This window comes from Clostridium frigoris (genome assembly GCF_018861865.1).
In the GTDB taxonomy this organism is placed as follows: Bacteria; Bacillota; Clostridia; order Clostridiales; family Clostridiaceae; genus Clostridium_AD; species Clostridium_AD frigoris.
Map to the genome: position 1 here is coordinate 12,773 of NZ_JAHLDV010000039.1, position 20,351 is coordinate 33,123.

General features: G+C 32.1%; 17 protein-coding genes and 1 riboswitch. Of the genes, 1 reads left to right on the top strand and 16 read right to left on the bottom strand.

Annotation, left to right across the window (positions count from 1 at the left end; genetic code table 11):
- Positions 1-132: 132 nt before the first annotated feature.
- From KPL37_RS14255 to groES, 8 genes are all read right to left on the bottom strand, one after another.
- A complete protein-coding gene (locus KPL37_RS14255; RefSeq protein WP_216150428.1) occupies positions 133-1,275 on the bottom strand; it encodes an acyl-CoA dehydrogenase in 1,143 nt (380 codons plus the stop codon).
- Positions 1,276-1,301: 26 nt separating this feature from the next.
- Positions 1,302-2,735 carry an FAD-binding oxidoreductase gene (locus KPL37_RS14260; RefSeq protein ID WP_216150430.1) on the bottom strand — a complete coding sequence of 478 codons (1,434 nt, stop codon included), beginning with the start codon at positions 2,733-2,735 and terminating at the stop codon, positions 1,302-1,304.
- Between the two features lie 227 nt (positions 2,736-2,962).
- Positions 2,963-3,901: an electron transfer flavoprotein subunit alpha/FixB family protein gene (locus KPL37_RS14265; RefSeq protein ID WP_216150432.1), complete on the bottom strand. Its 939-nt coding sequence runs from the start codon at positions 3,899-3,901 to the stop codon at positions 2,963-2,965.
- A gap of 20 nt (positions 3,902-3,921) precedes the next feature.
- A complete protein-coding gene (locus KPL37_RS14270; RefSeq protein WP_216150434.1) occupies positions 3,922-4,707 on the bottom strand; it encodes an electron transfer flavoprotein subunit beta/FixA family protein in 786 nt (261 codons plus the stop codon).
- Between the two features lie 373 nt (positions 4,708-5,080).
- Entirely contained in the window at positions 5,081-6,610 is a 1,530-nt protein-coding gene (guaA, locus tag KPL37_RS14275; RefSeq protein WP_216150452.1) for a glutamine-hydrolyzing GMP synthase, read from the bottom strand.
- Between the two features lie 111 nt (positions 6,611-6,721).
- Complete coding sequence (guaB, locus tag KPL37_RS14280) at positions 6,722-8,176, bottom strand: IMP dehydrogenase (protein WP_216150436.1); 1,455 nt, start codon at positions 8,174-8,176, stop codon at positions 6,722-6,724.
- Between the two features lie 211 nt (positions 8,177-8,387).
- Positions 8,388-8,485: riboswitch (purine riboswitch) on the bottom strand.
- Positions 8,486-8,665: 180 nt separating this feature from the next.
- The gene (gene groL, locus KPL37_RS14285; protein ID WP_216150438.1) at positions 8,666-10,294 is read right to left on the bottom strand and encodes a chaperonin GroEL; all 1,629 of its coding nucleotides are present in this window, start codon (positions 10,292-10,294) and stop codon (positions 8,666-8,668) included.
- Between the two features lie 74 nt (positions 10,295-10,368).
- On the bottom strand, positions 10,369-10,656 hold the full coding sequence (gene groES, locus KPL37_RS14290) for a co-chaperone GroES (RefSeq protein WP_171299175.1): 288 nt from the start codon (positions 10,654-10,656) through the stop codon (positions 10,369-10,371).
- A 308-nt stretch (positions 10,657-10,964) separates the two neighbouring features.
- On the opposite strand from groES, the gene KPL37_RS14295 reads away from it, so the two are divergent.
- Complete coding sequence (locus tag KPL37_RS14295) at positions 10,965-11,672, top strand: TIGR01906 family membrane protein (protein WP_216150440.1); 708 nt, start codon at positions 10,965-10,967, stop codon at positions 11,670-11,672.
- A gap of 11 nt (positions 11,673-11,683) precedes the next feature.
- Here KPL37_RS14295 and KPL37_RS14300 read toward each other — a convergent pair whose 3' ends face one another.
- From KPL37_RS14300 to KPL37_RS14335, 8 genes are all read right to left on the bottom strand, one after another.
- Entirely contained in the window at positions 11,684-12,397 is a 714-nt protein-coding gene (locus KPL37_RS14300; RefSeq protein ID WP_216150442.1) for a TVP38/TMEM64 family protein, read from the bottom strand.
- Positions 12,398-12,484: 87 nt separating this feature from the next.
- Complete coding sequence (locus tag KPL37_RS14305) at positions 12,485-13,366, bottom strand: DNA-3-methyladenine glycosylase family protein (protein ID WP_216150443.1); 882 nt, start codon at positions 13,364-13,366, stop codon at positions 12,485-12,487.
- Between the two features lie 339 nt (positions 13,367-13,705).
- Entirely contained in the window at positions 13,706-15,088 is a 1,383-nt protein-coding gene (gene gltA / locus KPL37_RS14310) for an NADPH-dependent glutamate synthase (protein ID WP_216150444.1), read from the bottom strand.
- The gene (locus tag KPL37_RS14315; RefSeq protein WP_216150445.1) at positions 15,088-15,957 is read right to left on the bottom strand and encodes a sulfide/dihydroorotate dehydrogenase-like FAD/NAD-binding protein; all 870 of its coding nucleotides are present in this window, start codon (positions 15,955-15,957) and stop codon (positions 15,088-15,090) included. Before KPL37_RS14315 ends, gltA begins: the two co-directional genes overlap by 1 nt.
- 276 nt (positions 15,958-16,233) lie before the next feature.
- Positions 16,234-17,400, bottom strand: coding sequence for an iron-containing alcohol dehydrogenase (locus tag KPL37_RS14320; RefSeq protein WP_216150446.1), 1,167 nt, complete (start codon positions 17,398-17,400; stop codon positions 16,234-16,236).
- Between the two features lie 262 nt (positions 17,401-17,662).
- Positions 17,663-18,511 carry a 3-hydroxybutyryl-CoA dehydrogenase gene (locus tag KPL37_RS14325; RefSeq protein WP_216150448.1) on the bottom strand — a complete coding sequence of 283 codons (849 nt, stop codon included), beginning with the start codon at positions 18,509-18,511 and terminating at the stop codon, positions 17,663-17,665.
- 375 nt (positions 18,512-18,886) lie between these two features.
- Positions 18,887-19,735, bottom strand: a complete 849-nt coding sequence (locus KPL37_RS14330) for a 3-hydroxybutyryl-CoA dehydrogenase (protein ID WP_216150448.1) — start codon at positions 19,733-19,735, stop codon at positions 18,887-18,889.
- Between the two features lie 111 nt (positions 19,736-19,846).
- The coding region (locus KPL37_RS14335; RefSeq protein WP_216150450.1) for an electron transfer flavoprotein subunit alpha/FixB family protein at positions 19,847-20,351 on the bottom strand (505 nt) is incomplete at its 5' end.

Genomic DNA, 20,351 nt, shown 5'->3' on the forward strand with positions numbered 1-20,351 from the left:
TTTATTTTTAATATAACCATTTTTCCTTGGTTATGTGCATTGTAAATAGCACTATAATATTCTAAATAAAAAACAGATGATCAGGAAATTCTCTTCCTGATCATCTGTTTTTTATTTAATTTTAGTTATCTATTATTTAACACCCATCCAACCAGCAATTACCATCATTTGAACTTCTGATGTTCCTTCGTAAATTTCTGTTATTTTTGCATCACGCATCATTCTTTCAATTGGATAATCACTTGAATATCCATATCCACCAAATAATTGTAAACAACGTCTTGTTACATCGCTGGCATTTCTAGAAGCAACTAATTTTGCCATAGCAGCGAAATGTGTAAATCTTTCATGATTATCCTTTGCACATGCAGCTTGATATACTAAAAGTTTTGAAGCTTCTGTATTTGCACGCATTTGAGCAAGTTCAAATTGTGTATTTTGGAATTTTGAAATAGTACGTCCAAATTGAACACGTTCATTAACATATTTTATAGTTTCTTCTATTGCACCTTCTGCAATACCAAGAGCTTGCGCTGCAACACCAATACGTCCTCCATCAAGAGTTGCCATTGCAAGGCTAAAGCCTTTACCTTCTACTCCTAAAAGATTTTCCTTTGGAACTATGCAATTATCAAAGAATAATTCACATGTAGAAGATCCCTTAATTCCCATCTTAACTTCATGAGTTCCAACAGTAAAACCAGGGAAATCTTTTTCAACGATAAATGCTGAAATACCCTTTGTTCCCTTACTCTTATCTGTCATAGCTAAAATAATATATATATCTGCAAATCCTGCATTAGTAATAAAAATCTTGCTACCATTTAATACATAATGGTCTCCTTCGAGTACAGCTGTTGACTTTTGGAGTGAGGCATCAGTTCCAGCAGAAGGTTCTGTTAATCCGAAGGCACCTAATTTTTCACCTGAAGCAAGTGGTTTTAAATATTTCTGTTTTTGTTCCTCTGTACCATATGTGTAAATTGGTGTTGCACAAAGACTTGTATGTGCTGAAACAATAACGCCTGTTGTTGCACAAACTTTAGATAATTCTTCTACACACTGTATATAACTTAATGTAGTCATTCCAGCTCCGCCGTATTCTTCAGGGAATGGAATTCCAAGTAAACCCATTTCAGCCATTTTTGGTATGTTTTCTGCTGGGAAACGCATATTTTCATCAATTTCTTTTGCGATTGGTTTTACCTCTTTTTCTGCAAACTCGCGATACATTTCTTGTAATTGTTGGTTATTTTCATCTTGTATAAAATTCATATTAATTACCTACCTTTCATTTTTTATTAGTTGACACCATCTATTGGAGAGCATACTTTACCTGGATTCATAATAAAATTCGGATCAAAAGTTTTTTTAATGCCTTTCATTAATTCCATATTTACTTTTCCAACGCACTCTTCTAAATAGCTAATCTTTCCACTACCTATTCCATGTTCTCCTGAAACAAGTCCGCCACAATCTATCGCTTCTTTATAAATAATATTAAAGAATTTCTCAACTCTTATTTTAAATTCTGCTTCATCTAAATCATTACTACATTGATATATGTGAAGATTTCCATCTCCTGCATGTCCAAAACTCTTAATAGTTAATCCGCACTCTTCTCCAACTTTATTTGCAAAAGCAAGATAAGAAGCAATTTTATTTATTGGAACTACCACATCACATTCATCCAATAATTTTGTTTCTGCAAGAATTGCATCTAAGAAACTAGAGCGTGCAGCCCATGCATCTTTAATTTTAGAAGGTGTATCAGCTACAAGAACATCAATAGCTCCTGCTTCTAAAACTATTTCACTAGCTTGTTCAATAAGGTCATTTAATTCATCTTCACTACTTGCATCTAAAGTAACAAGTAAATAAGCATTTGCAGTTACTCCATTAATTACTTGAGGGAATACACTCTTTCCAATATATCTTTCACTAGATAAAACAATTTCTCTTTCCATAAACTCCAATGCTTGTGGATTCATATGTTCCATTTTAAATTTAGGAACAGCAGAAATACAATCATCTAGATTTTCAAAAGGAATAATTAAACTTGCAACTTCCTTTGGTGCTACAATAGTTTTTAAAGTAAGTTCTGTAATAATTCCAAGGGTACCTTCTGAACCAATCATTAAATTTAAAAGGCTATAACCTGAACTTGTTTTTGATACTGTAGCTCCAAACTTAGTAATCTCTCCTGTTGGAAGAACAACTGTCATTGCACGTACATAATCACGTGTTGCACCATATTTAACAGCTCTCATTCCACCAGCATTTGTTGCAACATTACCACCTAAACAAGCGAGCTTTTCACCAGGGTCTGGAGCATAAAGTAATCCTTGTTTTGTACAATCCTCTGCAAGATCCTTGAGAAGTACTCCTGCCTCTACATGAACAACGAAATTTTCTAAGTCATAAGAAATTATTTTATTCATCTTTGTAATATCAATTAAAACTCCTCCGAGTAGTGGAACTGCTCCTCCTGCAAGTCCTGTTCCTGCTCCTCTTGGAGTTACCGGTATCTTATTTTCATTACATATTTTAACTACTGCAGCAACTTCCTCTGTGGAGTGTGCTATAAATACAACTTGCGGAGCTTTTTTTCCATAAATAGGCATTTCATCGTGGGAATAGTCTTCATTGATATCATCGCCTGTTAATATATGTCCCGGAGCTGCCTCCTGTAATTGTAAGATTAATTTTTCTGTCAATTGATTATACTTAACCATAATAATCCTTCCTTTCTAAACTTTTTCTTACTAGCTATTATTTATTGGTACTATGGTACGACCACTTTATTTAAGTTTATCACAATATCTAAGACAATTCAATCATTTATAGAAATTTAAAGTAAACATTTACATTACGAATGTTAAAATAAAGGGAGATCATGCTTGCACCGCTTTACCAAATGATAATGTAGCAATTAATGCAACATAAAATACTCCCTTTAACTTTATTTTGCTTTTATTTTCTTCATTTCTTCAATCATAACTGGAAGAATTTCATTTACATTTCCAATAATACTTATATCTGCAATTTCAAAAATCGGAGCTTCTTCATCTTTATTTATTGCCACAATATACTTAGCACCTGTCATTCCAGATGTATGTTGTGTTGCTCCAGAAAGACCACACGCAATATAAAGTTTTGGTGCTACAATCTTTCCTGATTGCCCAACTTGGTGTGTACGACAAATCCATCCATCTTCAATTGCTGGTCTTGTTGCACCTACTTCACCACCAAGTACACGTGCTAATTCTTCAACAAGTTTGAAATTTTCTACATTTCCCATTCCACGTCCACCAGAAACAATAACTTGTGCTTCTTCTAAATTAACAGTTTCACAACTGTCTTTTACTGTATCAACGATTTTTGCCTTAATAGCACTAGGTGGAATTTCTACTTTGTTCTCTGTAACACCTGCATTTGAACCAACCTCTGGCTTTAAAAAAGTTCCATTTCTAACTATAACTACGGCTGTGCCATCTACTTCAATATGTTCTAAAATTGTACCACCATAAGCCGGCCTTGTGTATATAACTTTACCATCAGTTTTATTCATTCCTATTACATCACTTACAAATCCTAAGCCCATACGTCCTGCAATACGTGGTGAAATGTCTTTAGCTAGTGTTGTATTTGCGAGTAGTACAATATCTGGGTTTTGCTGCTTAACAGTTTGTGATAATACTTCTGTCAAGGTATCACAGTCTGTAGCAGTTTCTGTGAAAATAACTGGGATTCCTAGTGCTGCTACAGTATCTGCGGCAGCCCTGTTACCTACTATAAGAGCTGTTCCTTCTGCATCTAACGCTTTTACTGCACTAATCAATTCAAGACTTCCGCCTAATACTTTTTCTCCATCAGTTTCAATAAACAATAATACTTTCATAATTTCGTTTTCCCCCTTAATTAGATTGTCTTATCTTTTTTCATTTGCTCAATAGCAGCACTTACTGCTAGCGATGCATCTTTTTCATTAATCTTGATACCAGCCTCTTTCTGAGGAGGCTGCACATATTCAATGCAACGTACTTTCGCTTGTTTTACCTCTCCAATTTCTGCTGCGCAGTAAGTTGGAATGATTGCCTTACGACTTGCCATCTTAGTTCTAATACTAGGATAACGTGGATCATAATTTGGTTTACTTACTGTTACTACAGCTGGAGATTCTATAGAAACTATATTATATCCTTCTTCAGTTTCTTGATGAACTTCCATGCCACCATCTTTCAAATTGATTTCAATTGCGCTACTAACAAAGCTTGTCTCCAATTTTTCAGCAAGTATTGCTCCTACCTGACCAGTAATTTCATCTGTGGATTCCTTTCCACAAAGAATTAAATCAAATTTTTCGCCTTTGTCTTTTTCAATTTTATGAATAGCATCTACCAAAACACCAGCTGTGGAAATAGCATCTAAATCTGCATATAAATCATCTTTTACACAAAATGCCTCTTTAGCTCCTACAGAAAGACAATTTTTTAATGTATTTAAAGAATCCTCTGCTCCAACAGTTAATACACTAACATTTCCTCCATTAGCTTCCATAAATCGAACTGCTAACTCTAAAGCATATGTGTCAAATGCATTTGCTACCAAACTGACTCCATTCAAATTAGGTTTTTTCGTCTTATTATCCAAATGGATTTCAATAGAATCATCTGGAACTTGTTTTACACATAACAAAATATTCATACTTTCCCTCTCCTTTACACTTTGATATTATTAAACAGTTTTTTTTGATAGAACCATAATATATTTAAATTTTTTATAAAGAACTATTTTATTAAAATTATTTTGATTAATTTTATAGAAGTATTGTTTATTGGTAGTATGGTACTACCACCTAATTTAATTTTACCACACTATTTAAAACAACTCAATCATTTATAGAAATTTATTGTAAACATTTACTTAACAAATATTGAAATAAATGAATACCCTGCTATACTAATCCAAGATTGGTTCAATGAATTTCCTTATTTCTAAGGACCAGTAAAATAGAATCAAGAAACAAAATAAAAGCCCACGCCCCTTTATTATATAAGGGTTGTGGACTTTTTATAATTTATTCCCACTCAATAGTGGAAGGTGGTTTTGAGGTTATGTCGTAAACAATTCTGTTTACTCCTTTAACTTCATTAACGATTCTACGAGACACTGTATCTAAAACCTCATATGGTATTCTAGCCCAATCTGAAGTCATTGCATCAGAACTTGTAACAGCTCTTAAAGCTACTGTGTGACAGTATGTTCGCTCGTCACCCATAACTCCCACGGACTTAATGTTAGGAAGACATGCAAAATACTGCCATATCTCACTTTCAAGTCCTGCTTTAGCTATTTCATCTCTAAAGATTGCATCTGCCTCGCTAGTTATAAATAATTTTTCCTCAGTTATTTCTCCAAGTACTCTTATAGCGAGTCCTGGTCCTGGGAACGGTTGCCTCCACACTAAGTGATGTGGTATTCCAAGTTCTTCTCCCACTGCTCTAACTTCATCTTTAAATAATTCTCTTAAAGGTTCAATTAGTTTAAAGTGCATGTCTTTTGGAAGTCCTCCAACATTGTGATGGCTTTTTATAGTAGCTGAAGTAGCAGTACCACTCTCAACTACATCTGGGTATATTGTTCCTTGAACAAGGAAATCTAATTGCCCGAGTTTATTTGACTCTTCTTCAAAAACTCTTATAAATTCTTCTCCAATTATCTTTCTCTTTTTCTCTGGGTCACTTACGCCCTTAAGTTTACCGAGAAACCTATCTTTAGCGTTAACTCTTATTATCTTCATGTCGAATTCACCGTTAAATATAGTTTCAACTTGGTCGCCTTCATCTTTTCTAAGTAGACCATGATCTACAAACACACAAGTTAACTGATCGCCAATTGCTTTATAAACAAGTACTGCAGCAACTGAAGAATCAACTCCACCTGAGAGAGCACAAAGTACTTTTTTATCTCCAACCTGTTCTCTAATAGCCTTAATTTTCTCCTGTGCAAAAGAAGACATTGACCAATCGCCCTTAACCTGACATACATCATATAAGAACTTTCTAATCATTTCTTCACCAAAAAGAGTATGTTTTACTTCTGGGTGGAATTGAACTCCATAAAGGTTTTTAGAAACATTTGCCATAGCAGCTACTGGGCAATGTTTAGAAGTAGCAATAATCTCAAATCCGTTTGGCACTTTAGATATATGATCCGTATGACTCATCCAACATTGATTTTCACTTATTCCTTTGAAAATAATAGCATCCTTGTTTAGGTCAACCTCTATTTTTCCGTATTCACGAACATCTGATGTTTTAACTTCTCCATCAAATGCTTGCGCCATTAATTGAGCACCATAACATATTCCTAAAATAGGAATACCAAGTTCGAATACTTCTTTTTCAATTTGTGGAGCACCCTTGGCATATACGCTATTAGGTCCACCCGTGAATATTATACCTATTGGATTCATATTTTTTATCTTTAGGGCAGAATATGTGTATGGTACTATTTCACAGTAAACACTATTTTCTCTAACTCTTCTTGCAATAAGCTGATTATATTGACCACCAAAATCAACTACTAAAACTAATTCTCTATTAATCAATGTTTTTCCTCCTGTACATTTAAGCCTTAATTTATCTATTGTTACCTATACTAGCTGTTCTTGTCTATTCTAGCCATTCATCATCTATTCTAGCTGTTTTTGTCTATTCTAGCCATTGACGCTATAGTTTGGTGCTTCTTTTGTAATTGATACATCATGTGGATGACTTTCGCGAAGTCCTGCTGAACTCTGAACAACAAATGTTGAAGTTTCAAACAATTGTACTAGTGTTGCTGAACCTAAATATCCCATACCTGATCTTATACCACCTATCATCTGGAATATAGTGTCTATAACACTTCCTTTAAAAGGTAATCTTCCTTCTACACCTTCTGGAACTAATTTTTTATTACCTTCCTGAAAATATCTGTCCTTGCTTCCACAAGCCATAGCACTTAATGAACCCATGCCTCTGTACACCTTATAACTTCTTCCTTGGTATATTTCTGTTTCACCTGGTGCTTCCTCACAACCTGCGAACATAGAGCCAATCATTACTACCTTAGCACCTGCTGCTAATGCCTTAACTATATCTCCTGAATATTTAATACCACCATCTGCAATTACAGGAATTCCATATTTATTTCCTTCTTCAACACAATCCATAACTGCTGTAAGTTGTGGAACACCAACTCCCGCTACAATCCTCGTAGTACAAATTGAGCCAGGACCTATACCAACTTTAACACAATCTGCACCCGCTTCAATTAAATCATGAGTTGCTGCAGCAGTTGCAATATTTCCTGCAATTATTTGAAGCTCTGGATATGCAGTCTTTATTTCACGTACAGCCTCAAGAACTCCTAAAGAATGACCATGAGCTGTATCTATAGTTATTACATCTACTCCAGCCTTTACAAGTGCAGCTACTCGTTCTAACTTATCAGCAGTTACGCCAACGGTAGCGCCACATAATAATCTTCCGCGAGAATCCTTTGCAGCATTTGGGAATCTTATAGTTTTCTCTATATCTTTTATAGTTATAAGTCCTCTTAGATTGTTTTCACTATCCACTAAAGGTAACTTTTCTATTTTATGCTTTTTAAGAAGTTCTTTCGCTTCTTGCATACTTGTTCCTTCTGGTGCTGTTATTAAATTTTTACTTGTCATTATATCTTTAATCTTTTTACTATAATCAGTTTCAAAGACTATATCTCTATTTGTAATTATTCCAACTAATTTACCATCTGTTGTAATTGGGACTCCTGATATTCTATATTTTTTCATTAATTCTAAAGCATCTTCTAGAAGATTTTCTGGTGATAAATAGAATGGATCTGTAATTACACCATTTTCTTGTCTTTTAACTCTGTCAACTTCAATAGCTTGATTTTCAATACTCATGTTCTTATGTATAATACCTATTCCGCCCTCTCTAGCCATGGCAATAGCCATTCTAGATTCAGTAACAGTATCCATCGCTGCACTCATTAGTGGTATGTTTAGTTTTATTTTCTTTGTAAGGTAAGTACCTAAAGTAACATCTCTAGGTAAAACTTCAGATTTATTTGGTACTAATAATACATCATCAAATGTATACGCTTGTTTTAATATCTTTGCCATTTAATCCTCGCCCCTTCGCACTTCTATTTTAGGTACATAAAAATAAATATCATATCAAAACGATATTATATTTAATTATATGTTCCTTATATTCATTTTTATAATTGGCATAAAAACCTATATATATACAGCATTTTAAAATAAGGTATAAAGTATAGAAAAGTATACTAATCCTACTTTAACCAAAGTAAAATTAGCATACCTAAAATAAGTTCATACTAAGATTACCCATAGTGGTCAATTTGCGGCTGACCGTAGATGCTCCTTGCCATATTCAAGGGATATATGAGTAGAGTTGTTGTTTTTTGTAGCTATTATAACTATGATAGTTAATGTTTAAAGATTTGTCAATAACTATCTTGTGATCGCTCGTTTACATAATAAAAACATTTTTTTTATTATGTAAAATAAAAAATTAACTAGATATAATCTAGTTAATTTTTTTATTATAATATATTTTATTTTAATTAATTAAAATATTAATTTTTCCTAGTACATTCCATCCATTCCCATTCCTGGAGCTCCACCCATTGGTGCTGGATTTTTCTCTGGAATATCTGCAACTGCAACTTCTGTTGTTAAAAATGTTGCTGCAACAGATGCGGCATTTTGAAGTGCTGATCTTACAACTTTTGTTGGGTCAACAATTCCTACTTTATTCATATTCACTAACTTATCATGTAACGCATCATATCCAATTTCTCCAGCGCTTTCTCTAACTTTTTCTATTATAACTGAAGCTTCTGCACCAGCATTGGTAACGATTTGTCTTAATGGTTCTTCTAAAGCTCTTTTTATTATGTTGATACCTACTTGAATATCCGATACATCTGAAGTTAATTTAGCAATCTCAGTAATTGCATTAATATAAACTGTTCCACCACCTGGAACTATTCCTTCTTCAACTGCTGCTTTTGTAGCTGCAAGAGCATCTTCAATTCTTAATTTTTTCTCTTTTAATTCAGTTTCAGTAGCAGCTCCAACTTTTATTACAGCTACTCCTCCTGCAAGTTTAGCAAGTCTTTCTTGTAATTTTTCTTTATCAAAATCTGATGTAGTATCTTCAATTTGTTTTTTAATTTGAGATACTCTATCATGTATTTCAGTCGTATCACCTTTTCCATTTACTATTGTAGTGTTTTCTTTAGATATTTTAACACTTTCAGCTTTTCCAAGCATTTCAACAGTAACATCTTTTAATTCTTTTCCTAATTCTTCACTTATAACTTCTCCACCAGTTAGAGTTGCTATATCTTGAAGCATTTCTTTTCTTCTATCGCCAAAACCTGGTGCTTTAACTCCTACACAAGTAAAGGTTCCTCTTAACTTATTAACAACTAATGTACTTAAAGCTTCTCCCTCAATATCCTCAGCAACTATTAACAATTTTTTACCTTGTTGAACAATTTGCTCAAGTATTGGAAGTATGTCTTGTATATTTGTTATTTTCTTATCAGTTATTAAAATATATGGTTCTTCAAGATTTGCTTCCATCTTTTCTGTATCTGTAACCATATATGCACTTAAATATCCACGGTCAAACTGCATTCCTTCAACTACGTCAAGTTCTGTTCCCATAGATTTTGATTCCTCTACAGTTATAACACCTTCATTACCTACTTTTTCCATAGCGTCAGCTATTAAAGCACCTGTCACTTCATCACTAGCTGATATAGAAGCAACTCTAGCTATATCTTCTTTACCACTTACTGGTTTAGAAGCTTTTTTAATCTCTTCAACTGCTTTATCTACAGCCATTTTTATACCAGTTCTAATCATCATTGGATTAGCTCCAGCTGTAACATTCTTTAAACCTTCTCTTATTATAGCCTGAGCAAGTAATGTAGCTGTAGTTGTTCCATCTCCTGCTACATCATTAGTTTTAGTAGCAACTTCTTTAACAAGCTGTGCTCCCATATTTTCAAATGGATCTTCAAGCTCTATTTCCCTTGCTATAGTAACACCATCATTTGTAATTAATGGTGATCCGAATTTCTTATCTAAAATAACATTTCTACCTTTGGGTCCTAGTGTTATTTTTACTGTGTTTGCAAGCTTGTCTACACCTCTTTGCATAGCTCTTCTTGCTTCTTCTCCAAACAATACATTTTTAGCCATTTAAAAACCCTCCTTGTGCGTTAATGATTAAATATAATTAATAATATTTAATCATTTTTGCAATTAATTAAATATTATTTTTCGATTATAGCTAATAGTTCTTCTTGTTTTAATATAATATAATCAATACCATCATATTTTATTTCATTTCCTGAATATTTAGAGAATAATACTTTATCCCCTGTTTTAACTTCCATTTTAATTAGTTTTCCATCTTCTGTTTTTCCTGGTCCTACTGCAATAACCTCAGCTTCTTGTGGTTTTTCCTTTGAAGCTCCTGCAAGAACTATTCCGCTTTTCGTAGTTTCTTCTGCTTCTAATCTTTTAATTAATACTCTATCACTAAGTGGTCTAATGTTCATTTTAAACCCCTCCTTTTATATTTTTATTTCTTTTGTTAGCACTCAACACATCTGAGTGCTAATATGTTCTACAACTTATATGATAATTAATAATCAGTATAATTGCAACTTCAATTGGTGTACACATTATTCCATTTATAACCATACAGTCAAATTAAGTTTTATAATCACTGTATTTCACAGTTATTCTCTCATTTGCTTTATTAGCTTTAATTTATGTAATTATTATAAAATTATTTACAAATGCATACATTTATTATTGTATACATTTATATATATTTGTTATACTTACTAATAGAGGTGATTTTGTGAAGGTTTTAAATAAATCAATCATTAACTGCTTTTCTGTAGACTTTTTTTTTAGGAATATAAAGAGCTTAATTAAGTTTTTATCTAGAGTAGTTTTTATTTCAAGTTTTATATTTTCTTTTTTAATTTTAAGTGTAAATTTCACTTTACTCTTCAAACCCTTATATTATATGGATATCGGAATATTAAAAATCGAACATTCTTCGGGCTTAAATAAACTCGAATTAAAGTCCAATTATGATTATGTTATCACATATCTAACCGAAAATAAAAATGAAGAATTTAATCTCCCAACACTGTCATCATCTATTCATGGTAAAATTCATTTTAAAGAAGTTAAAACAATATTTGATAAACTTAGAATAATTCTATTTTTCACAATATTGATAAGTATTATAGGCATAGTAATAAATAAAAAACGAAAAAAAACAAAATATCTATTAACTAGTTCAATTTGCCTTATTGTCATACCCGCACTATTACTTATACCCTTTCTAATTAATTTTGATAAAAGCTTCACGACTTTTCATCACATCTTCTTTAACAACAATTATTGGCTTTTTGATATAAAATTAGACCCTATAATAACAATCCTACCTCAGAATTTTTTCTTTCACTCTGCCATATTAATGATTTCTTTAATAACAATGTGCAGCATAACGTTAATTCTTATATATAAAAGAACTAAAAAATCACATTCTTTATAAGGTATGTGATTTTAATATGTTTTCCTCTTTTTAATCATATTTTTTATTATAATATTACCCTTTAAAATCCCTATAAGAAATAAAAAACTCATTATTACGCCTATAGTTATTAAACTTGTAACATCTTTTGAATATATTTTTTCTCCAAAATAAGATGATATAAAAATTCCTGGAATTCTACCTAGTGTTGAATATATGAAGAAATCTTTAAAAGATATATGTGATACACCACATATATATGCTAATGCATCCTTAGGTATTCCAGGAATTAAATAAAACATGAATACAACAATCCTTTTACTTCCCACATCTAATATTTTTTTAAAGAATTTTATTTCTTTTTTTAACATCAGTTTTTCCACTAGTGGTTTGCCATAGTCCTTAGCAATAAGATATACCATCATGCTTCCTAAAGTAATCCCCATTAAAGATATTACTCCACCCCAAAAAGCACCAAATATATATCCACCCGCAATTTGTATAAATTCTCCTGGAATAAAAAAAACTACTACTTGTAAAACCTGCATAACTATAAAGACTAAAATACTGAAATTACCGTAAGAAAGAACAATTTCTTTCATTATATTGGGATTTTTTATTATATACGAATACTTGAAGGAATACTCATATCCTATATATATGAAAATCAACAAAGCTGCTATTAATACTACATGTTGCTTATGTCTTGATACCTTTGTTCTTATATAATCCCATGTTCTTTTCATAGTTCTCCATCCTCTTCATTTTTATAAGATTCAGTAGTAGTCCATATTTTTATCTTTCTTTTGTTATTTTGCTTAATTCCCATTAATTTATTCTATTTTAATATTATTTTCTCTTGCATAATAAAATAAATACTGTTGTGCAAAACCTGATAAGTTTTCAAATTTATCTCTAGCAAAAATTCTTATTTTGGGTAGTGACACATCTGGTGCTAAATAAAAAAACTGCATTGCTCTCTTAACCCATACATCCACTGGAAAAGCAGAATATTTTTGCATGGAAAAAAGCATGATACAATCAGAAACCTTTGGTCCTATACCACTTAATTTTTGTAATTCTTGGTGACAAATATCATCATCACAGGATTTAATAAATTCCAAATTTACATCATCAGTATATATTCTATGTACTGCATCTTTTACATATTTCGATCTAAATCCTAGACCACAACTTTGAATTTCATCAATAGATGCTTTATCTAATTCTGCTGCTGTTGGGAATGCATAGTATGTTTCACCCTTATATTCTATTGCTTTTCCCCATTTTTCGCTTAACCTATTTATAGCTCTTTTTATCATAGGTATCCTATTATTTGAAGAAATTATAAATGATATTGTAAGTTCAAATGGCTCCTGCTGAAGTAATCTAATCCCATAACCAAAGTTAACAGATCTTTCAAGAAGTGGATCTTTACGAAATCTTTCTTTAATAACTGTATATTCTCTTTTAAGATCAAAATAATCACACCAAATCATTTGAAATTCTTCCTCATTTATATTATATATTTTCACATCCATCTCATTTTTTTCTAATTCTATTACCTTCCCATATGCTATTCCTATGTAGTTGCCACTCTCTTGTTTATTCCATCTAAAACATTGCCCACATTCGAATATATGGTCTAACTCAAAGTTATCTACACCTTTTATGATAATACCCTTATTAAATGATTCAACCTTTTTATAATCCATAGTTTTTCCTTTCCTTAAGCCTTATTATTAACTTGTAATTCACGAGTCACAATTTCATCTAATATTTGCCCTGCTGTTTCAAACATAACTCTTACGGCGACGTCTTCCTTTTTATATTTTGCTTTAAGTATTGTACAATTATTCGTACCAAGTTTCGTCTCAAACTTTTTCCTTATATTTAACCTCTTATGACAGACAATATATAATAATATAATTTATTTCTTAAAAAAATAACTCCATAAACCTTTGTTTATGGAGTTATTCATGTTAGTCATCTCTTTCAGAGCTGCTGAGTCATCTCTTTCAGAGCTGCTGAGTCATCTCTTGCAGAGCTGCTTGTTACTTTGATAACATTTCATCTATAGCTTTAGCAGCTTTTTTGCCCGCTTCCATAGCTAATATAACTGTAGCCGCTCCCGAAACTGCATCTCCACCAGCATATACATTCTTTTTAGATGTTAAACCAGTTTCATCCTCTGCAATTATACACTTGCGTTTATTAATACTTAGACCTTCTGTTGTCAAAGGAATTAACGGATTTGGTGATGTTCCTAAAGACATTATAACCGTATTAACATCCATTGTGAATTCTGAACCTTCAATAGCTATAGGTCTTCTTCTTCCTGATGCATCAGGTTCACCTAGCTGCATTCTTACACATTTCATTCCTATAACATTACCTTTTTCATCTCCTAGGATTTCAATTGGATTAACAAGTAGATCCATTATAACCCCTTCTTCTTTTGCATGGTGTACTTCTTCAGCTCTTGCTGGGAGTTCTGATTCTGATCTTCTGTATACTATGTGTCCTTCTGCGCCAAGTCTCACTGCTGTACGTACAGAGTCCATAGCAACATTCCCTCCACCTACAACCGCTACCTTTTCACCTGTTCTTATAGGGGTCTGATATCCTTCTTTATATGCTTTCATCAAATTGTTTCTAGTTAAATACTCATTAGCAGAAAACACTCCATTTAAATTTTCTCCTGGTATTCCCATAAACATTGGAAGTCCTGCACCTGAACCAATAAATACAGCCTTAAAATCTTCATCTTCCATCAATTTGTTTATTGTTACAGTTCGTCCTACTATTACATTTGTTTCTAATTTTACGCCTAATTTTTTTACATTTTCAACTTCATGTCTAACTACTGTTTCTTTTGGAAGTCTAAATTCTGGTATACCATATACCAAAACTCCACCAGCTTCATGAAGTGCTTCAAATATAGTTACATCATATCCAGCTTTTGCTAAATCTCCAGCGCAAGTAAGTCCTGATGGTCCACTTCCTACTACTGCAACCTTAATACCATTTTTAGGTTTAGTTTCTGAAAGATCAACATTATGTACCCTGGAGTAATCTCCTACAAATCTTTCAAGTTTACCTATAGCTATTGCATCTCCCTTTATTCCTAGTATACACTTACTCTCACATTGAGTTTCTTGCGGACAAACTCTTCCACAAACAGCTGGTAGAGCACTGTATTTAGCTATCACTTTAACGGCTTCTGAAAACTCTTTATTCTTAACATGCTTAATAAAACCAGGAATATCTATAGCAACAGGACATTTACTAACACACATTGGTTTTTTGCAGTTTAAGCATCTTGAAGCTTCCTCAACTGCTTCGTCCTGAGTATATCCTAAACATACCTCTTCAAAGTTAGTTGCTCTTATTTTTGGATCTTGCTCTTCTACTTTCACTCTTTTCATTCTATCCATTATTTAGTACCTCCTAAACCACAGCCGGCTTTAATTCCTTCATTTGTAGAAACTTCTTGTTTTTTGTACATTGCTTGTCTTCTCATTGCTTCATCAAAATTAACCTTATGTCCATCAAATTCTGGTCCATCAACGCAGGCAAATTTAGTTACGCCATCTACAGTAAGTCTACAAGCTCCACACATTCCTGTTCCATCTACCATAATAGGATTCATACTTACAATAGTTGATATTCCAAGTTCTTCAGTTAATTTACATACAAATTTCATCATTATCATAGGTCCAATAGCAACAACTAAATCATATTTTTTACCATCATTTTGGACTAGTTCTTTCAATTTATTTGTAACCAGTCCCTTATATCCATAAGAACCATCATCTGTACATGGATATACATTTCCTGCTACTTTCTTCATTTCTTCTTCCATAATCACATATTCTTTAGCTTTTGCACCTATTATTACATCTGCCTTTACCCCTTTAGAGTTAAGCCATTTAACTTGAGGATAAACTGGAGCTGTTCCAAGACCTCCTGCTACAAATACTATGTTCTTTTTCTTTAATTCTTCTATACTTTCACTCATTAATTCCGATGCTTGTCCTAGTGGTCCTACAAAATCTTCGAATGAATCACCAATTTCATAATGTTCCATTTCCTTTGTCGAACAACCTATTGTTTGAACTACTATAGTAACTGTACCTCTTTCGGCATCAAAGTCACTTATTGTTAAGGGTATTCTCTCACCTTTTTCATCCATCTTTATTATTATAAACTGTCCAGGTTGTGCTGATTTAGCAACTCTTGGTGCCTCAATCTCCATTAAAAATATTTGTGGTGCTAATGCTTTCTTTCCAACTATTTTATACATTTTTTTGCCTCCACATCTTTCTATAATTTTAGTTTACTTATGTACCCACATTAAAATCTTTATTATTCTGCGATATTTGTTCTATCTTCATTCTACCACAAAAACTACAATATATTAAACTGTTAAATTTAATTTTAAATGAAATCTTATAATAAAATAGACAGATAATAAAAAGCATAAAATACTAATGCTATTACTACCTGTCTCCTTCTTAATTGTTAATTACTATACATTGATAAAATTATACAATTATTGTTTAATTACTCATTTTTTATGTTAAAAATTTACTTTTTGTCCTGTAAATGAACATGTTAATACTTTTTTCATTTCATCTAAATTTATTGGTCTTGGGTTAGATCCTGTACATGCATCTTTTAAAGCATTTTCAGCTATAAAATTCAAATTATCATCAAACTCTTGTTTGGTCATACCATTTTCAGAGAAAGATAATGGTATATTTAGCTTCTTATTTAAATCTCTTATCATATCAGTTAATGAATTTATTAATTCATCATCTGTATTGCCAGATAGTTTTAATGTTTTAGCAATTGTAGCATATCTATCTCCACAAGATTTTTTATTAAAATCTATAACGTGTGGAAGAAGTATTGCATTTGCGAGTCCGTGTGCAACGTGGAATACGCCACCTATTTTATGTGCCATGCTATGAGATATTCCTAGTAATGCATTTGAAAATGCCATTCCAGCAAGGCATTGAGCCATATGCATCTCGTTTCTTGCTTCTACATTACCTTCAAATGATTTTAATAAATTTTCTTTAATCATAGTTATGGCTTGCATTGCAAGGGGGTCTGAGAAGCAAGAATGAAGTCCTGCAACATAAGCCTCAAGTGCATGAGTTAATGCATCCATACCTGTATGTGCTGTTAATTTAGCTGGCATTGTTTGAGCAAGTGATGGATCAACTATAGCTATATCTGGAGTTAAGTTGAAATCCGCTAAAGGATATTTTATTTTTGCTTTGTAGTCAGTAATTACTGAAAACGCAGTAACTTCTGTTGCTGTTCCACTAGTTGATGGTATAGCTATAAATTTAGCCTTTTGTCTTAAATCTGGAATACCGAATGGTATAACAGCCTTCTCAAAAGTAAATTCTGGATATTCATAGAAAATCCACATAGCCTTTGCTGCGTCAATTGGTGAACCACCACCGATTGATACTATCCAGTCTGGTTCAAACTCTCTCATAACTGCAGCGCCTTTCATAACTGTATCAACTGATGGATCCGGTTCCACTCCAGTAATATGTTTAACTTCAATTCCGGCTTCATTTAAATAAGCTTCAACCTTATCTAAAAATCCAAATTTTTTCATAGAACTTCCACCAGTAACTATTACTGCTTTTTTACCCTTTATGGTTTTTAACATTTCCAAAGAATTTTCTCCAAAATAAATATCTCTTGGTAAAGTAAATCTATTCATTATATATCCCTCCATTTTTAATATAGTAATAAGTACTTTTAATTTATTATATTTAGCAATGCTTGTACTTATTTTTATAACTTCATTATATTGTTAATAATATATCATTATGGGTATAAAGTCAATATTCATACAATTTAGTTTAATATTTGTTTACATATTATTTATGCTTTTCTACATTATGTATATAAATAAAATAAAGAACAATATAACACTTTATAGGTTATATTGTCCACTATATCTAATTGTTAAAATTAATATCTTATTTTGAATAATCAAAGATACCTTTTTTAGTTTTTCTTCCAAGTAATCCGCCTCTAACATATTTTCTTAGAAGACTATGAGCTCTGTACTTAGTGTCTCCAGTTTCAGTATATAAAACATCCATAATAGCAAGACATACATCAAGACCTATAAGATCTCCTAGTGCTAGAGGTCCCATTGGATGATTAGCGCCAAGTTTCATTGCTTTATCTATATCTTCTGCAGATGCAATACCTTCTGCCATAATTCCTACAGCTTCGTTGATCATTGGAATTAATATTCTATTTACAACAAAACCGGGAGCTTCAGCAACTTCTACTGGATCTTTACCGATAGAAATTGCAATTTCTTTAACTGCATCAAAAGTTTCAGTTGATGTTCCCATTCCTTTGATTATCTCTACAAGTTTCATCATTGGAGCTGGATTAAAGAAATGCATTCCTATAACTTTATCAGCTCTCTTTGTAGCAGCTCCTACTTCAGTTATAGAAAGTGATGATGTATTTGATGCTAATATAGTTTCTGGTTTACAGATTGTATCTAGTTCTGCAAAAATTTCTTTCTTTATTTTCATAATTTCTACAGCTGCTTCAACTACTAAATCGCAGTCTGCTGCTAATTTCATATCAGTAGTTCCTGTAACTCTTGCAAGTATTTCTTCCATTTCTGCTTCTGTCATTCTTGCTTTTTTTACTGATCTTTCTAAGTTCTTTTTAATTGTTGCAAGTCCTCTATCTACGAATTCATCTTTAATATCTCTCATTATTACTTCGCATCCATTAGCTGCAAATGTTTGAACAATACCTGCTCCCATAGTTCCAGCGCCAAGTACAAAAATCTTTTTCATAAAAACACACTCCTTAAATTTTATTATTTTAATGCTTGTACCTATTTTTATAACCTTCTATTGTTAATAATATATCATTAACTATATAAAGTCAATATTCTAATAATTAATTTTTGCGGTTTTTTACATTTTATTTGTCAATTTTTATATTTAATATTATAAAAAGTGGTAATTATGATGTTATTTACTAATTTATATAATAATGTTAATGTTTACATAATAAATAAGTACTTTAGTAGTTTGTTAATTATTATTCAATGTATGCCTCCATATAAAATTATTTTCGCGGAGATGTACCTAAAAACAAAAACATAGAGGACATTATAACCCTTACAAGTTATAATGCCCTCTATGTTCAATATTCAAAATTAAATCCTATTTTGAATAATCAAAAATACCTTTTTTAGTTTTTCTTCCTAGTAATCCGCCTCTAACATATTTTCTTAGAAGGCTATGAGCTCTGTACTTAGTGTCTCCAGTTTCAGTATATAAAACATCCATGATAGCAAGACATACATCAAGACCTATAAGATCTCCAAGTGCTAGAGGTCCCATTGGATGATTAGCGCCAAGTTTCATTGCTTTATCTATATCTTCTGCAGATGCAATACCTTCTGCCATAATTCCTACAGCTTCGTTGATCATTGGAATTAATATTCTATTTACAACAAAACCGGGAGCTTCAGCAACTTCTACTGGATCTTTACCGATAGAAATTGCAATTTCTTTAACTGCATCAAAAGTTTCAGTTGATGTTCCCATTCCTTTGATTATCTCTACAAGTTTCATCATTGGAGCTGGATTAAAGAAATGCATTCCTATAACTTTATCAGCTCTCTTTGTAGCAGCTCCTACTTCAGTTATAGAAAGTGATGATGTATTTGATGCTAATATAGTTTCTGGTTTACAGATTGTATCTAGTTCTGCAAAAATTTCTTTCTTTATTTTCATAATTTCTACAGCTGCTTCAACTACTAAATCGCAGTCTGCTGCTAATTTCATATCAGTAGTTCCTGTAACTCTTGCAAGTATTTCTTCCATTTCTGCTTCTGTCATTCTTGCTTTTTTTACTGATCTTTCTAAGTTCTTTTTAATTGTTGCAAGTCCTCTATCTACGAATTCATCTTTAATATCTCTCATTATTACTTCGCATCCATTAGCTGCAAATGTTTGAACAATACCTGCTCCCATAGTTCCAGCGCCAAGTACAAAAATCTTTTTCATAAAAACACACTCCTTAAATTTTATTATTGTAGTATACTTTTTTGAAACCTACTTTAATACTATATTTTAGCATTAAAGTAGGTTTTGTTAAATTACTATCATAAAATAAAACTATTTATTTTTTAATGTATTAATTTGAGCTATCATTTCTGGGATTACTTTAAGGAAATCTCCAGCTATTGCTACATCAGCAGCTTTCATGATAGGTGCAGTTGCATCTTTGTTTATAGCTATTATGAAATCAGAATCTTGCATACCAGCTAAATGCTGTATAGCTCCTGAAATACCACAAGCTATATATACAGTTGGTCTAACAGTTTTTCCTGTTTGACCTACTTGTACTGCTTTATCTATCCAACCATTTTCAACTGCTGCTCTTGATGCTCCTACAACACCATCTAAAGTAGCTGCAAGTTTTTCAAGTAGTACGAAGTTTTCTTTACTTCCAACTCCACGACCACCAGATACTATAATATTAGCTTCTCCGATATCTGCTAGCACTGAAGCAACTTTTACAACGTCAACAGTTTTAGTTCTGATATCTGATTCTTTTAAATTTATAGTAACTTTTTCAACTGGACATGTTCTTGATGCATCTCTAGCTAATTTTTCAAAA

What these genes read in the sequence shown, in the direction of transcription:
- KPL37_RS14260 (WP_216150430.1), bottom strand. Translation starts at nt 2,735, where the DNA reads ATGGTTAAGTATAATCAATTGACAGAAAAATTAATCTTACAATTACAG.
- KPL37_RS14320 (WP_216150446.1), bottom strand. Translation starts at nt 17,400, where the DNA reads ATGAATAGATTTACTTTACCAAGAGATATTTATTTTGGAGAAAATTCT.
- KPL37_RS14270 (WP_216150434.1), bottom strand. Translation starts at nt 4,707, where the DNA reads ATGAATATTTTGTTATGTGTAAAACAAGTTCCAGATGATTCTATTGAA.
- KPL37_RS14330 (WP_216150448.1), bottom strand. Translation starts at nt 19,735, where the DNA reads ATGAAAAAGATTTTTGTACTTGGCGCTGGAACTATGGGAGCAGGTATT.
- KPL37_RS14265 (WP_216150432.1), bottom strand. Translation starts at nt 3,901, where the DNA reads ATGAAAGTATTATTGTTTATTGAAACTGATGGAGAAAAAGTATTAGGC.
- KPL37_RS14255 (WP_216150428.1), bottom strand. Translation starts at nt 1,275, where the DNA reads ATGAATTTTATACAAGATGAAAATAACCAACAATTACAAGAAATGTAT.
- KPL37_RS14305 (WP_216150443.1), bottom strand. Translation starts at nt 13,366, where the DNA reads ATGGATTATAAAAAGGTTGAATCATTTAATAAGGGTATTATCATAAAA.
- groES (WP_171299175.1), bottom strand. Translation starts at nt 10,656, where the DNA reads ATGAACATTAGACCACTTAGTGATAGAGTATTAATTAAAAGATTAGAA.
- gltA (WP_216150444.1), bottom strand. Translation starts at nt 15,088, where the DNA reads ATGGATAGAATGAAAAGAGTGAAAGTAGAAGAGCAAGATCCAAAAATA.
- KPL37_RS14315 (WP_216150445.1), bottom strand. Translation starts at nt 15,957, where the DNA reads ATGTATAAAATAGTTGGAAAGAAAGCATTAGCACCACAAATATTTTTA.
- guaB (WP_216150436.1), bottom strand. Translation starts at nt 8,176, where the DNA reads ATGGCAAAGATATTAAAACAAGCGTATACATTTGATGATGTATTATTA.
- groL (WP_216150438.1), bottom strand. Translation starts at nt 10,294, where the DNA reads ATGGCTAAAAATGTATTGTTTGGAGAAGAAGCAAGAAGAGCTATGCAA.
- KPL37_RS14300 (WP_216150442.1), bottom strand. Translation starts at nt 12,397, where the DNA reads ATGAAAAGAACATGGGATTATATAAGAACAAAGGTATCAAGACATAAG.
- KPL37_RS14325 (WP_216150448.1), bottom strand. Translation starts at nt 18,511, where the DNA reads ATGAAAAAGATTTTTGTACTTGGCGCTGGAACTATGGGAGCAGGTATT.